This window comes from Streptomyces sp. NPDC001219 (assembly GCF_053597915.1).
The window spans coordinates 127,206-140,633 of the sequence record NZ_JBSFJF010000001.1 but is presented as its reverse complement, the minus strand read 5'-3'; the positions used below and the strand labels follow the sequence as shown (position 1 = coordinate 140,633).

At 72.6% G+C, this 13,428-nt stretch carries 13 protein-coding genes and 3 tRNA genes; 3 read left to right on the top strand and 13 right to left on the bottom strand.

Going from position 1 to position 13,428, the window contains the following annotated elements; genetic code table 11:
* Positions 1-74: 74 nt before the first annotated feature.
* Positions 75-1,136 (bottom strand): GlxA family transcriptional regulator, encoded by a 1,062-nt coding sequence (locus tag ACWC9R_RS00650; protein ID WP_450727581.1) that lies wholly within the window; start codon positions 1,134-1,136, stop codon positions 75-77.
* A gap of 71 nt (positions 1,137-1,207) precedes the next feature.
* On the opposite strand from ACWC9R_RS00650, the gene ACWC9R_RS00645 reads away from it, so the two are divergent.
* Positions 1,208-2,008 carry an NAD(P)H-dependent oxidoreductase gene (locus tag ACWC9R_RS00645; protein WP_450727579.1) on the top strand — a complete coding sequence of 267 codons (801 nt, stop codon included), beginning with the start codon at positions 1,208-1,210 and terminating at the stop codon, positions 2,006-2,008.
* Positions 2,009-2,069: 61 nt separating this feature from the next.
* Here ACWC9R_RS00645 and ACWC9R_RS00640 read toward each other — a convergent pair.
* Positions 2,070-2,143, bottom strand: a tRNA-Met gene (locus ACWC9R_RS00640).
* Between the two features lie 125 nt (positions 2,144-2,268).
* On the opposite strand from ACWC9R_RS00640, the gene ACWC9R_RS00635 reads away from it, so the two are divergent.
* Entirely contained in the window at positions 2,269-3,015 is a 747-nt protein-coding gene (locus ACWC9R_RS00635) for a hypothetical protein (protein WP_450727577.1), read from the top strand.
* An 87-nt stretch (positions 3,016-3,102) separates the two neighbouring features.
* Here ACWC9R_RS00635 and ACWC9R_RS00630 read toward each other — a convergent pair whose 3' ends face one another.
* The 11 genes from ACWC9R_RS00630 to ACWC9R_RS00580 form a co-directional block, all read right to left on the bottom strand.
* Entirely contained in the window at positions 3,103-4,800 is a 1,698-nt protein-coding gene (locus tag ACWC9R_RS00630) for a caspase, EACC1-associated type (RefSeq protein ID WP_450727575.1), read from the bottom strand.
* A gap of 2 nt (positions 4,801-4,802) precedes the next feature.
* Positions 4,803-5,177 carry an effector-associated constant component EACC1 gene (locus tag ACWC9R_RS00625; protein ID WP_450727573.1) on the bottom strand — a complete coding sequence of 125 codons (375 nt, stop codon included), beginning with the start codon at positions 5,175-5,177 and terminating at the stop codon, positions 4,803-4,805.
* A 211-nt stretch (positions 5,178-5,388) separates the two neighbouring features.
* Entirely contained in the window at positions 5,389-6,063 is a 675-nt protein-coding gene (locus tag ACWC9R_RS00620; protein WP_450727571.1) for a response regulator, read from the bottom strand.
* 2 nt (positions 6,064-6,065) lie between these two features.
* Positions 6,066-7,316, bottom strand: a complete 1,251-nt coding sequence (locus ACWC9R_RS00615) for a sensor histidine kinase (RefSeq protein ID WP_450727884.1) — start codon at positions 7,314-7,316, stop codon at positions 6,066-6,068.
* A gap of 162 nt (positions 7,317-7,478) precedes the next feature.
* A complete protein-coding gene (locus tag ACWC9R_RS00610) occupies positions 7,479-8,654 on the bottom strand; it encodes an NAD(P)/FAD-dependent oxidoreductase (RefSeq protein ID WP_450727569.1) in 1,176 nt (391 codons plus the stop codon).
* 8 nt (positions 8,655-8,662) lie between these two features.
* Entirely contained in the window at positions 8,663-8,857 is a 195-nt protein-coding gene (locus ACWC9R_RS00605) for a ferredoxin (RefSeq protein WP_450727567.1), read from the bottom strand.
* A 51-nt stretch (positions 8,858-8,908) separates the two neighbouring features.
* The gene (locus ACWC9R_RS00600; RefSeq protein ID WP_450727565.1) at positions 8,909-10,114 is read right to left on the bottom strand and encodes a cytochrome P450; all 1,206 of its coding nucleotides are present in this window, start codon (positions 10,112-10,114) and stop codon (positions 8,909-8,911) included.
* The gene (locus ACWC9R_RS00595) at positions 10,111-10,794 is read right to left on the bottom strand and encodes a DUF3159 domain-containing protein (RefSeq protein ID WP_450727563.1); all 684 of its coding nucleotides are present in this window, start codon (positions 10,792-10,794) and stop codon (positions 10,111-10,113) included. The genes ACWC9R_RS00600 and ACWC9R_RS00595 overlap by 4 nt, the downstream gene beginning before the upstream one ends.
* A 424-nt stretch (positions 10,795-11,218) precedes the next feature.
* Complete coding sequence (locus ACWC9R_RS00590) at positions 11,219-11,443, bottom strand: cold-shock protein (protein ID WP_450727561.1); 225 nt, start codon at positions 11,441-11,443, stop codon at positions 11,219-11,221.
* Between the two features lie 131 nt (positions 11,444-11,574).
* Positions 11,575-11,647: transfer RNA gene (locus ACWC9R_RS00585), tRNA-Arg, on the bottom strand.
* A 589-nt stretch (positions 11,648-12,236) separates the two neighbouring features.
* Positions 12,237-12,327, bottom strand: a tRNA-Ser gene (locus ACWC9R_RS00580).
* A gap of 240 nt (positions 12,328-12,567) precedes the next feature.
* On the opposite strand from ACWC9R_RS00580, the gene ACWC9R_RS00575 reads away from it, so the two are divergent.
* Positions 12,568-13,317, top strand: a complete 750-nt coding sequence (locus tag ACWC9R_RS00575) for an SSI family serine proteinase inhibitor (RefSeq protein ID WP_450727559.1) — start codon at positions 12,568-12,570, stop codon at positions 13,315-13,317.
* Positions 13,318-13,428: the final 111 nt, after the last annotated feature.

Here is a 13,428-nt window from a genome sequence, read left to right as displayed (position 1 = left end):
GCCCGCCGACCACGCCCCGCACCTCACCGGCCCCCAGAGCCCCACCTCAACACCTCTCCTCAACAACGGCCCCCTCAAGCCACCAACCCGTCCACGCCCCCACCCCCCGGCCCCCGAAACGTGCTCCGATAGGCGCGCGGCGACACCCCCAGCGCCGACTGCAGATGCTGCCGCAGCGAGGCCGCCGTCCCGAAGCCCGCCTCCGCCGCGATCCGGTCCACCGTCAGGTCCGTCTCCTCCAGCAACTGCCGTGCCCGCTCGATGCGTTGCCGCGTCAGCCACTGGAGCGGCGAGACACCGGCCTCCTCCCGGAACCGCCGGGTGAAGGTCCGTACGCTCATCGACTCCCGCGCCGCCAGCTCCCGCAGGCTCAGCGGCCGGTCCAGATGCTCCAGCGCCCAGGCCCGCGCCACCCCGGTGGACGAGATCTGCGGCTCCGGCACCGGCCGCCGGATGTACTGCGCCTGCCCGCCCTCCCGGTGTGGCGGCACGACCGTCCGCCGCGCCACATCGTTGGCCACCGCCGCCCCGTGGTCGCACCGGACCATGTGCAGACACAGATCGATCCCGGAGGCGACCCCGGCCGCCGTCAGCACCCCGCCCTCGTCCGTGTACAGCACGTCGGGGTCCAGCTCGACCGCCGGGAACAGCTGCCGGAAGTCCTCCACCGACCGCCAGTGGGTGGTGGCCCGCCGCCCGTCCAGCAGCCCGGCCGCGGCCAGCACGAACGCCCCCGTGCAGGTCGACGCGATCCGCGTCCCGGGCCTGATCCGCCGCAGCGCCCCGGCCAGCGCCGGAGTCAGCCGCCCGGCGCTCCGCTCCGCACCGGCTTCGTAGTCCGCCCCGGACGCCGGCACGACCACGGTGTCGGCCTCCGCGAGCGCCTCCGGGCCGTGCGCGACATTCACCGTGAAATCCGTGTCCGTACGCACCTCGCCGGGCTCCAGCGCGCAGGTCACCAGCTCGTACAGCCGCTCCCCGGCCGCCGACCGGGCCTCCCCGAAGATCCGGTGCACGATGCCCACCTCGATCGGCAGCATCCCGTCCCGCACCAGCACCACGACCCGGTGCCGCCCGCGCCCCGGCCCGGCCGCGCCACCCCCACCGCTCCCGCCGCCACTCTCCCTGACACCCATGGCCCGATCCTTGCACACTATGACCATCGGGCCACTCGTCCGGACGCCCGCACCCGCGCAGGGTGGACGCCATGAAGGTCCTCTGGCTGTTCGCCCACCCCGACCAGCGCTCCCTGAGCAGCGCCCTCAAGGACGAGGGCCTGCGCGCCCTCGACGCCCAGGGACACCAGCACCGGGTCTCCGACCTGTACGCCATGAAGTGGAACCCGGTGGTCGACGCCGCCGACTACGCCCACGACCCGGCCGACCGCCTCAAGGTCGGCGAGGCCTCGGAACGCGCCTACACGGACGGCCACTTGGCCCCCGACATCCGCGCCGAGCAGCACAAACTCGACTGGGCGGACACCCTGGTCGTGCAGTTCCCCCTCTGGTGGTACGGAATGCCGGCCATCCTCAAGGGCTGGTTCGACCGCGTCCTCGTCAAGGGCTTCGCCTTCGGCCTCACCGACCCCGCCACCGGCCGCCCCCTGCGCTACGGCGACGGCAGGCTCACCGGCAAGCGCGCCATGGTCATCACCACCGCCGGCGCCCGCGCCGCCACCCTCGGCCCGCGCGGCGTCAACGGAGACCTCAACGACCTCCTCTTCCCCCTCCAGCACGGCACCCTCTGGTACACGGGGATGTCCGTCGTCCCGCCCCTGCTGATCCCCGGCGCGGACCGCACCACCCCGACCGCGTACGCGACCGCCGCCACCCGCCTGCGCGAGCGGCTGCGCGCCCTCCCCACCACGGAGCCGCTCCCGTTCCGCCACCAGAACGGCGGCGACTACGACGACGAGCTGCTCCTCCATCCCGACCTGGCCCAGCTGCCCCCGCCCCGCACCGGCCCGGCCGTCCACTACACGGCCGCGCCGCCCCCGGCCCACGGATGAACGGCAGCACAAAAAAGCCGCAGGCCCGGTGGAATCTCTTCCACCGGGCCTGCGGCGTCAGTAGCGGGGACAGGATTTGAACCTGCGACCTCTGGGTTATGAGCCCAGCGAGCTACCGAGCTGCTCCACCCCGCGTCGGTGAAATGAACACTACGCGACTCCTCCACCAATACCTAATCGTTTTCCGCCCGCCCCACCCCTCACGCCCCAACTTCCGGTCAACACAGCCCCGTTGACCCCATTTTTGGCAAACTGGCGCCATGACCCCAACCCATCCCACGCGGCCCACACAGCCCACATCCACCGCAACCCCCGCAGAATCCCCTCACCCGGCACGCCCCCTCCACCTGATCGCGGTCGCCGGCAACAGCCCCGGGGTCGGCAAGTCGACCCTCTGCCGTTCCCTGGCCGACTGGACGAGGGGCAGCGGAGCCGCCGTCGACCACTTCGAGGAGGCCGACATCCTCACCCGGCCCGCCTTCCGCCCCGTTGCCGAGGAGTTCGCCGACGGCGCCCACAGCGTCCGCCCCGAGACCCTGATCGCGGCCACCCGCGCCTACGTCACCGAGTCCCGCGCCGCGGGCGTCGACGTCCTGGTCACCGACGCCCTGCTCCCCTTCATCCCGTCCCTGGTGACCTGGGGGCATGACGAGCCCGCCATCGCCCGGTTCCTGCGCGAGCTGGCCACCGCCGTCGAACCGGCCCGGGTGACCGTGGTCTACGTCCAGGACGACCCCGCGACCGCCCTCCGGCGCGCCGTCGACCGCGAGGGCCCCGGCTGGGAGGAATGGTTCCTCAGCAAGCTGGCCGCCTCGCCCGGCACCCGCTCCGTCCACGACCTCCCCTCGGCCGCCGCCCACCTGCGCCACGAAACCGCCCTGACCCGCCGCCTGCTGGCCGCCACCCCGTGGCACGTCCTCCCCGTGGACGTCGCCGGGCGCGACGCCCTCCACACAGCGCGGCACGTACGCGACCACCTGACCCCCGTACTGGACGCCACTCTCTGACCCGGCCTACGGACGCCCAGGCCCCGCCACGCCACACGACGGCCCCACACCCAGCGCCCAACGACCGGCGCCACCGCCGGCGCCGCCTCAACCCCGCTGGATGCCCTCCGTGTCGAGCAGCAACCCCCGCCGTCCGTCCTGGCATTGCGCCAGGAGCGCCGTTCCGCGCTGCTCGACGGCGAGGTACCAGGTGCCGGGCGCCAGTTCGGCCACCGGCTCCAGGGAGCCGTCCGGGCTCAGGATCTCGCGGGGCGCAGGGACGGCGAACCAGAACGGCTGGAAGTCCGGTTCCGGGGCGGACGACACGGCCCCGGCCAGGCTCTTGGCCTTGCGCAGGGTCTCCCGGGCCGCGCTCTCCGCCACGTCACTGCCCCCGTGCTGGATGCCGTCCGTGTCACGCAGCAGTCCCCGGCGGCCGTCCTCGGTCCGCGCGACGAGGGCCCCCTCGCGCTGCCCGACAGCGAGGTACCAGACGCCCGGCACCAGCTCCGCCACCGCCTTCCGGGGCCGGGAGCCGTCCTCACGCACGAGTTCGCGGGCCTCCGGGACGGCGAACCAGAACGGCTCGAAACCCGGCGCCCCGGCGCCCGGCCCCAAGTCGATGTAGTACCCGCGCTCGATCCCCTCCGCGTCCAGCAGCAGCCCCCGGTTCCCCTCCTCGGTCTGCACCACGAGGGCCTTGCCCCGCTGCTCGACGGCGAGGTACCAGATCCCCGGCACCAGCTCCCCCGCCGGCTCCAGGGAGCCGTCCTGTCCCATGAGCGGCCGCGTGGCCGGCACGGCGAACCAGACCGGCTGGAAGGCCGGGTCGGCGGAGGCGGCCAGGGCGTTCGCCAGCCGCTGCGCGGTCTCCACCGTCTGGAGGGCGCGCCGCTCCGCCTCCTCCCGCAGCGCCTCGGTCTCCAGCCGCAGCCGCTCCGCGCGCCGCTCCATCTCCGCGAGCCGCCGTTCGGCCTCGCTCTCCCGGGAGGCCAGACTCTCCGGGCCGGACAACGACGGCGACCCGGCCCCGCCCGGCGCAGTCCCGTCCGATCCGTCCCCCTCCGGTACGGCCCGGTTGCGGGCGATCGCGATACGGCCCCCGGTGTTGCGGTTGCGCTGCTGGGGCACCGGCCGGGACCTGCTCGCCAGCCGTCCGCGAAGGTGCCGGTAGAGGGTGTCCATGTCGAGCGGATCGGGCCGGTCCGGCACCCCCTGGGTCAGCGTCGTGATCAGCTCACCGGTGAACGCCGTATAGGTCTCCCCGGGCGGTGACAGCGCGGGCCGGGTCTCGGCGGAGGCCGTCAGCAGGCAGGTCCCCTCGACGACCGCCTGGTCCGCGATGTGCTCGCTGGCACTCATCCGCCCCAGCAGCGCGCGGCCGCTGTAACAGCAGTCGAGGATCACCACGGTCCGCTGGGCCCCCGCCTGCTGATCCAGCACCGCCCGGCGCAGGTACTCGTACCGCAGCGAGGTGTACTCACGTTCCTGGTCCGAGTCGGGCAGGGCGAGGTAGAGCTCGTCGGTGTGCAGGTCGGTGAGACCGTGCCCGGCGTAGTAGACGAGCAGGGTGTCACGGGCCTTGCGGGCCCGCTCCCGCACCGTGTCCAGCACCTGCCCGGCACTGCCGGGCTGCGAGAGCACCGTGCACGCCTCGGCGGGCAGCCCCCACACCGCGGGATCGGTCAGCGCGTCCCGCAGCCCCTCCAGATTCCGGGCGACCGCCGGCAGCTTCTCCAGGTGGGCGTAGTCATGCACGCCGACCAGTACGGCCTCCGAGCGGGCCGGGTCCGACAAGACCGCCACGGCTACTCGCTGTCTCCGTCCGTCGGCGCCGGAGCGGGCGCACCGCTCTCGTTCCAGACCCGCAGAACCCGCTCGACCGCCTCGGGCGAGGCGTCCTGGAGCGTCACCACCACCCCGTCCCGCTCCAGCCGGATCTGCGGCGGCCGCGGCCGCGAGCCCCGCCAGGTGGCCACCGCGGTGATCAGACTGCCCAGCGCGATGCCGTTGGCGAGCACGACGTTGACGAGATCCAGCGTCCCGCCGCCCATATGCCCCGGCTCCGGCTGCTCCGCCCCCAGCGACACCCGCGCCCGCCCCCGCAGTTCGGGCTCGGCCACCAGCCACCGGTACAACGAGACCGCCCCCTCAGCGGCCCCGGCCTCCCCGTCATCCCCCACGCCACCCCCGACCGACAGCCTGACCTCCACCCGCCCCGGCCCCTTCCCTCACCCGAATTCCCACCCCAATCATAGAAACCCCACCCCCACCCCGACCGGCTTTTCCCACGTCCGGCCGGCGCCGCCCCGACCCCACAAGGTCAGCCCACAGCAAGCGAACTGAGCAGTGGTCACCAACCGGTCGGAGCCCCCGGCAATCCGGTGCCGGAGGTCATCCCCCGTCGGGCCGAGCCAGTCCCGTCTGGTAGGCGATGACCACGAGTTGGGCCCGGTCACGGGCGCCCAGCTTGGTCATCGCGCGGTTCGCGTGGGTCTTGGCGGTGAGCGGGGTGACGAAGAGGCGCTCGGCGATCTCGTCGTTGGACAGGCCGGCGGCGACCAGGGTGACCACCTCACGCTCCCGCGGGGTGAGGGCGGCCAACTGCGGTGGCGCGGCCCGTCCGGAGGGTGGTGCGGGCTGGGCCAGGAAACGGGCGATCAGGGCCTTGGTCGCGGTCGGCGAGAGCAGGGAGTCACCGGCGGCGACCACCCGGATCGCGTCGAGGAGTTCGTCCGGGTTGATGCCCTTGCCGAGAAAGCCGCTCGCCCCGGCGCGGAGCGCCTCCGCGACGTACTCGTCGTTCTCGAAGGTGGTCAGCACCAGGACCTTCACACCGGCGAGGTCCTCGTCCTCGCTGATCAGCCGGGTCGCGGCGAGACCGTCGAGGTCGGGCATCCGGATGTCCATCAGCACCAGGTCGGCGCGGTGGCTGCGGGCCAGGTCGACGGCCTCGCGGCCCGTTGCGGCCTCCGCGACGACCTCCATGCCGGGGGCGGAGTCGACGAGCATCCGGAAGGTGCCGCGCAGGAGGGCCTGATCGTCGGCGAGCAGCACACGGATGGTCATGGTCAGCCCTTTCGGCCGGGGCGCAGCGGTAGTTCGGCGTCGACACGGAAGCCCCCGCCGGGGCGCGGTCCGGCGGCGAGGGTACCTCCGGCGGACCTGGCCCGTTCCCGCATACCGATCATGCCGTGGCCGGTGCCGGCCTCGGGCGTTCCTTCGGCGCCCGCGGCGGCGGGGCCGGTGCCACGGCCGCTTCCCGCGGTGCCACGGCCGTCGTCCTCGACGGCGATCCGCAGGACATCGGTGCGGAAGTCCAGACGGACCCGCGCCGAGGCCGGGCCGGCGTGCTTGTGCGTGTTGGTCAGGGCCTCCTGGATGATCCGATAGGCCGTCAGATCGGCGATCGGTGACAGCCCGCCCGGTTCCCCGGTGCGCTCCAGCGTGACGTGGAGGCCGGAGTGGCGGAAGGAGTCCAGCAAACCGTCGAGACCGGCGAGTCCGGGCGCCGGTTCGCGGGGCTCGACCGGGTCCTCGCCGTACCGGAGCAGTCCCACGGTGGCGCGCAGTTCGTCCAGCGCGCCCCGGCTGGTGTCCCGAATCCGTTCGAGCGCCTGGTAGGCGTGCTCGGGGTCGGTGCGCATGAGGTGGTGGGCGACGCCTGCCTGGGCGTTGACCAGGGTGATGTGGTGAGCCACGACATCGTGCAGCTCCCGGGCGATCCGGAGGCGTTCCGCGGTGACCCGGCGGCGGGCCTCCGCCTCCTTGGTGCGCTCGGCCCGCTCGGCCCGCTCCACGGCGGCGGCGAGCACCTGGCGGCGGCTGCGGACGGCGTCTCCGATGGCCACCGCCAAGAGCGTCCAGGCGATCAGGGCAAGGGACGACGGAAGCTTCTCCGCCAGGGCGGGGGACCGCGGAAGCTGTTCGCCGCCCTGGCGGAGGAGCAGCGACCCGGTGATGAGCACGGCCGCCGCCAGGATGCCGGCGCCCCACGCCCTGCGCCGGCCGGTGAGGATCGCCACCGTGTAGAGAGCGACGGCCGTGGCGGCGGGCGTCGGCCTGGGGAGCTGGGGCAGGGTCAACTGGGCCAGCGCCATGGCCACGGTCACCGCGACCACGGCAAGCGGCCAGCGCCGTCGGACGAGCAGCGGCACACAGGAGAGCGCGAGGGCGCCGAGGGACCAGGAGACCGCGGCGTGGTCGACGTAGGCGAACGCGAGGGTCAGCGGGGAGGTCAGGAGGAAGCAGCCCAGCGCGACGACCAGGTCGACCACGGGGGGCCGGGCCGCCCGCCGCCACTCGCGGAACCGGTCGGTCATCTGCACTCTCCCACGGTACGCAGCCCCGGCCGGACCGGCGATGACGGCGGTCCGGCCCCGCGGTGCGTGCGGCCTTGCGATGCGTACGGCTTCATCGAAGGAGGCGGACCGCTCATCGAACGAGGGGGACCGCGCGTACCGGCCTGTCATGCGGCGGACGGCTCACCTCGCGGCGCCGTTCCCGGTGAGGTGCCTGCGGTACGCGCGCAGGGCGCGTGCGCTGTTCCAGCCGAGCGCGCCCACCACACGGCCGTCCACCTTGTAGAGCGCGACGAACGCACGTGCCTGTGGATGCCCGTCGACGACCTCCACGGTCGCGTCGGAGGGGCACCAGCCGCAGGTCTGGATCTTGGTGTCGTACTGGTCGGTCCAGCCGAACGGGACCGGTGCGTAGGGCACGGCCGCCGCCGGGCCGGCAAGGAGGTTTCCGGCGGCGGTGATGGCCTGTTGAGTGGCGTTGGTGCGCTGTTCGAGGCGGACCCGGCCGCCGGCCACGGGGTGCGGCCAGTTGGCGACGTCTCCTGCCGCGTACACCCCGGGTGCGGCGCGGCAGGTGCGGTCGCAGAGCACCCCGTCGCCCAGCGGGAGCCCGGAGCCGGCCAGCCAGTCGGTCGCCGGCACCGAGCCGATCGCGACCACGACGACGTCGGCGGGCAGCCGGCTGCCGTCGTCGAGGGTCACGCCGGTGACGTGGCCGTTCTCGCCGGTCATGCCGGTGACGTGGCGGCCCATGCGCAAGCGGACACAGTTCTCCCGGTGCATCTCCCCCACCAAACCGCCGACCCAGGGGCCGACTTGCCTGGCCATCGGGGCGGACTCGACGTCGACGAGGGTGACGTCCAGGCCGAGACCGCGTGCGGTGGCGGCGATCTCGCTGCCGAGGAATCCGGCACCGATCACCACGACCCGGGGCCCGGCCGACAACTGGGCGCGCAGCGTCAGGGTGTCGTCCAGAGTGCGCAGGACGTGCACGCCGGCCAGTTCGTGGCCGAAGGGCAGGCGGCGGGGGCGCAGCCCGGTGGCGATGATCAGGCCGTCGTATCCCAGCCGGTCGCCGTCCGCCAGGGTGACGACGCGGTCCGCCGTGTCGAGGCCGGTCGCCCGGCACCCCAGCCGCAGGGTCAGGTCCAGCCGCTGGATGTCGGCGTCCTGGCGCAGGGTGGACCGCTGCGGCTCCCAGTCGCCGGCCAGCACCTGCTTGGACAGCGGTGGCCGGTCGTACGGGAGCTGCAGTTCGTCGCCGACCATGGTCAGCGCCCCGGTGAAGCCCTCGCGCCGCAGGGCGTCGGCCGCGGTGAGACCCGCGGCCGACGCGCCCACCAGAACGATGTGGTCCATGGCGGGCACTACTCCACCACCTCGATGGCCAGCGCGGGGCAGCGGGCGGCGGCGTCCTGGACCTGCGGCAGCGACGCGTGCGGCGGGTCGGCGTCGAGCAGGACGACGATGCCGTCCTCGTCCCGCTGGTCGAAGACGTCGGCGGCGGCCAGCACGCAGGTGCCCGCGCCGACGCATTTGCCCTCATCGATGAGGATCTTCATGTCGTTCTCCGCGTGGTGTGTGTCGACAGATGCGCTGGGTGTGGAGTGGTCTCACCAGGTCACGGGCAGCTCATGGACGCCGTAGACGAGCATGTCGTCGCGCATGGGCACCTCCGCCACCGGAACCGCCAGCCGCAGCGTCGGGAACCGGTCCAGGAGCGCCGACAGGGCCGCCTTCATCTCCGCCCGGGCCAGCTGCTGGCCGAGGCACTGGTGGATGCCGTGGCCGAACGCCAGGTGCGGGCTGTGCTCCCGGGCCAGGTTCAACAGCTCCGGGTCGTCGGCGAGCTGTGCCGCGTCCCGGTTCCCGGACGCCAGGGAGGCGACCACGATGCTGCCTTCCCTGATCTGCCGGCCGTGCAGCTCCACGTCCTCCAGCGCCGTACGCCGCACCCCGAACTGAACGACCGTCAGATAGCGCAGCAGCTCCTCCACGGCGCCGTCCATCAGGGAGGGGTCGGCACGCAACGCCGCCAGCTGCTCCGGGTTCTGCAGCAGGCACATGGTGCTGAGCGCGATCATGTTCGCGGTCGTCTCGTGCCCGGCGATCAGCAGCAACACCCCCACGCCGGTCAGCTCTTCGTCGGTCAGCTCTCCGGACCGGACCAGCTCGCTGAGGATGTCGTCGGTGGGGTTGTCCCGCTTGGCCAGCACCAGTCGGTGGATGTACCCGCGCATCGCCTGCTGGGCCTGCTGGAACTCCTCGGGGCTGGAATTCAGCCGGACGATCGTGGCCGAGTTCCGCTGGAACTCCTCCCGGTCGGCGTACGGCACCCCGAGCAGCTCGCAGATCACCAGCGAGGGAACCGGCAGAGCGAAGGCCTGGACGAGGTCGACCGGCCCCTCGGCGGCAGCCATCGCGTCCAGCTGCTCGGCGACGATCCTCTCCACCGCCGGCGTCAGCTGCCGCATCCGGCGCACGGTGAACTGCCCGGTGAGCAGCCGCCGGTACCGGGTGTGCTCCGGCGCGTCCATCATGATGAACAGCCCCGGCGGCGGCGCCGGTGCCTCCTCCCCCTCGGGACCGCCGGGCCGCAGAACGATGCGCCGCGCGCTGAACCGCGGGTCGGAAAGCACCGTCCGCACGTCGTCATACCTGGTGACCAGCCAGCCGTCGGCACCGTCCGGAAAGGTCATCGACGCGACCGGCTCCTGCTCCCGCAGCGCCCGGTACTCCTCCGGCGGATCGAACGGACAGCTCCGCACCGTGGGCTGCGTCTTGGTGGGCTGGGTCTTCGTGGGCTGGGTGTTCGTCACGGAAGGGTCCTTTCCAGAGGGAGGGATGTCTCGGTGTCCGTGCGGTAGTTGGTGGCGCAGGAGTGGCCGGCGAGGGCGCGGCGGTAGACACGCCAGCCCAGCAGCAGGGTGAGCGCGAGGACCGGGGGCCCGAAGGCGTCGGCCGTGCCGAGGGCGACCACCTGGCCGGACAGGTACAGCGACAGCTGGATCGTCAGCATCACGGCGCTTGAGGCGAGGATCAGCAGGTTGCCCTTGACGAACGCCCGGCGCCGCACGGGGCACCGGTGCCAGCCGGGCCCCTCCTTCGTGATCAGTGCCACCACCACGCCCATCAGCGGCCGGCCGATCAGCAGCCCCACGGCGTTCGCCACGACGACCACGCTGTGCATCACCAGGTTCGGCAGGAAGAAGTTGGCGGCTTCACCGGTCTTCGCGGCCAGCGCCCCCTGGACGCACACGAGCCCGAGAACCGCGAGCGCGCGCCACACCGATTCCCCGCGCACCACCCGGTAGACACAGACCCCGGCGGCCGCCACCAGGGCGAGCGCCAGCGCGACCGTGAGCCGGTGCGTGACGGCGTAGCTCACGGTGAATCCGAAGATGGGCGCGATATCGATCACTGCCGCGCGAAGCCGCCCACGAAGAACGGCCTGCGCGGCCTCCTCGCCGCCGGTCACACGATGCGCTGTTGGGTCCACGACTGCTCCAGGCTCCTCGCCAGACGGTGGGCATCTCGTCGCTCACGACCCTGATCACGATGCCGCCGCACCCCCGAGCCCGTCGTCGCACATCCGCAGACACTTCACCTGCCACAGCCGCAGTACGACACCGCGGCGGCTACCACGAACGCAGACGCACCCGGGGCACCGGCGGGGAGCGGCACACCGACGGTCACAGCCCCGGCCCGAGCTCGATGGACTCTCGGATTCGCTGCATCTGACGGCTTCGCTCTGCCTGCTGCAGACGACAGCCGAATCAGGCTCCGGCCTGACGCGCACGGCGTGACCACCGCTGGACAAGTTCGGCCAACCGGACGCGGGTGCATGCCGCTGCAGCGGGTGCGAGGGCACAGCGAGTTGCGGCGGACCGGGCGTGCACCGCCGTTGATGTCAGGCGCGGATGTCAGACAGTCCGAGGCACGATGCTCACCGCGCGGTAGTCGTAGCCGTCCTGCTTGAAGCCCGGGGCTTCCCACGTGAGGTCGACCTGCTGTCCGGGCGACAGCGTGCGGAAGCCGCTCGCCTGGATGTCGGAGAAGTGGCCGAAGCAGCCGCCAGGCGTCTCAGCCGAGTCGAGCACGCCCCACCCGTCCTCATCACTCCACTCGCGGACAGTCGCAGTCACCATGGAGGAACCCTACGGGCTCCGCCTACGGTCGACCCCGGCCTCCGCCATACGGTTCACCACGCCGTACCCCGGCGTGCAGCCCCACGACAAAGCCCCCGTCCGGATTACCCGGCGGGGGCTTTGATCTGCTGTGCGCTCGGCAGGATTCGAACCTGCAACCTTCTGATCCGTAGTCAGATGCTCTATCCGTTAAGCTACGAGCGCTTGGCTTTCCGGCGGTTTTTCTTGCCGGTCGGCGTTGCGGGAACAACATTACATGACCTGCGGCGTGAGGCGAAATCCATTGCCCATAACCGCTCTGACCTGCGGAAACGCCGTTGTGGCGGGGGTTGAGGGGCTACTCGGACCCAGGGGGCCCTCGCGGGGTCGGGCGAAGTTCGGGTGAAGTTCGGGCGTGGGGTGCCCTCTTCGGAGTGGTTCAGGGCATTGGCGTTGCGGCGGCAGTGGCGCCGGGGGCGTGGAATGCGACGGCGGGTGTGTCGGGGGCCACTTCGGTGGTGCGTGGTGGGGAATTCCGGAGTGGTGGTGGGCGGGGCTTGTGGCGGCCGTCCGGGTGAGGCCGAGTGGGTGGTGTGCGGGGTGGGTGATCTTGTGGAGAGGGAGGGCTCCTCGGCCGTCCTCGGCAGGGTCGGCGCCGTGGTGCCGTAGGTCCGGGTGTGCGCGGCGCCCGTCCCGGAGGCTGGGCTGAATCGTCCCGGAGGCTGAATCGTCCCGGAGGCTGGCGCGAGACGGGCGGGGCCGGGAAAGCGTTCAGGCCCCGGTCTGGGAGGACCGGGGCCTGAACGAAGAGGAGCGGAGGCGGAGGGATTTGAACCCTCGATGGGGGGTAAGCCCCAAACCGCATTAGCAGTGCGGCGCCATAGACCGGACTAGGCGACGCCTCCACACACCCCACGCGCGCATGCACGCTGTGGCGTGTCCAGATAATGGCACAGCCTCAAGGGCTGTCACCAATCGCCCCCTACGGTACCCGGCACGCGGGCCACCCGGCAAAGACGTTTTTGCAGCGCAACGTCGGGGGCGGCGGCGCGTTAGAGGAGTCGGGGCCGCGACGGCGTGCGTTGTCGTGCGCCCCCGGCGTGTACGTACCGCGTACCGCCCCGCACTCGCCTCTGGAGCCTGTGATGCCGTATCGCCGGACCTCGTCCTTCGTCACCGCGGCCACCGCCGCCGCCCTGACCGCCACCACGGCCGCGTCCCGTCTCTCCGCCGCCACCGCCGCTTCCGCCACCACCGCCGCCGTGTCCGTCGTCTCCGCCGCCGCTGTGCTGGCCCTGGCGGCGCCCGCCGTGGTGGCCGCCCCGATCCCGCTGCCGCACGTCCGGTCCGGGGACGGCCTCGTCGGCGCCGGTCACCACGCCCCGGCCGCCAAGCCCCTCCCCATCGGCCGCCCCCTCCCGGTCGGCCACCACGCCACCGCCGGTCAGCCCGCCCCGGAGGACCACCAGGCCCCCGCCGGCCACCGGCACACCCCCATCAGCCACTCGGCCGCCGACCACCACCCGGCCACCCCCCAGGACCCCGACGTTCCCTACCCCGGTGTCGTCGATCACCTCACCGTGACGGTCCGCGGGAGTGGTTCGGCGCGGGAGGACGGGACGTTCGAGCTGTACTGCCATCCGGCGCGGGGTACGCACCGGCATGCCAGGCAGGCCTGCGCGAAGCTGGACGGGATGACGCGGTGGGGGCGGGACCCGTTCGCGCCGGTGCCGCAGGGGACGAACTGCACGATGATTTACGGCGGGCCTGCGACCGCCCATGTCACCGGCACCTGGGCGGGGCGGCCCGTCAACGCGGATTTCCGGCGCACCAATGGGTGTGAGATCAGCCGCTGGCACAGCTTCGAACCCCTGCTCCCGTCGACCGGTTCATGACCCGGTTCGTGCCGTAGTAGCGGGCCAGGTCAGGACGATGGGGCAGATGTCGGGCGTGCGGCGAGTCGCACACGGCCGGGGCATTACCTCCTCGTCATCCGCCTCCGCGTC

Excerpts from the sequence above, each read along its gene's own strand:
- ACWC9R_RS00650 (WP_450727581.1), bottom strand. The coding sequence starts at position 1,136 with ATGGGTGTCAGGGAGAGTGGCGGCGGGAGCGGTGGGGGTGGCGCGGCC.
- ACWC9R_RS00590 (WP_450727561.1), bottom strand. The coding sequence starts at position 11,443 with ATGGTGACTGCGACTGTCCGCGAGTGGAGTGATGAGGACGGGTGGGGC.
- ACWC9R_RS00575 (WP_450727559.1), top strand. The coding sequence starts at position 12,568 with ATGCCGTATCGCCGGACCTCGTCCTTCGTCACCGCGGCCACCGCCGCC.
- ACWC9R_RS00620 (WP_450727571.1), bottom strand. The coding sequence starts at position 6,063 with ATGACCATCCGTGTGCTGCTCGCCGACGATCAGGCCCTCCTGCGCGGC.
- ACWC9R_RS00610 (WP_450727569.1), bottom strand. The coding sequence starts at position 8,654 with ATGGACCACATCGTTCTGGTGGGCGCGTCGGCCGCGGGTCTCACCGCG.
- ACWC9R_RS00635 (WP_450727577.1), top strand. The coding sequence starts at position 2,269 with ATGACCCCAACCCATCCCACGCGGCCCACACAGCCCACATCCACCGCA.
- ACWC9R_RS00605 (WP_450727567.1), bottom strand. The coding sequence starts at position 8,857 with ATGAAGATCCTCATCGATGAGGGCAAATGCGTCGGCGCGGGCACCTGC.
- ACWC9R_RS00615 (WP_450727884.1), bottom strand. The coding sequence starts at position 7,316 with ATGACCGACCGGTTCCGCGAGTGGCGGCGGGCGGCCCGGCCCCCCGTG.
- ACWC9R_RS00645 (WP_450727579.1), top strand. The coding sequence starts at position 1,208 with ATGAAGGTCCTCTGGCTGTTCGCCCACCCCGACCAGCGCTCCCTGAGC.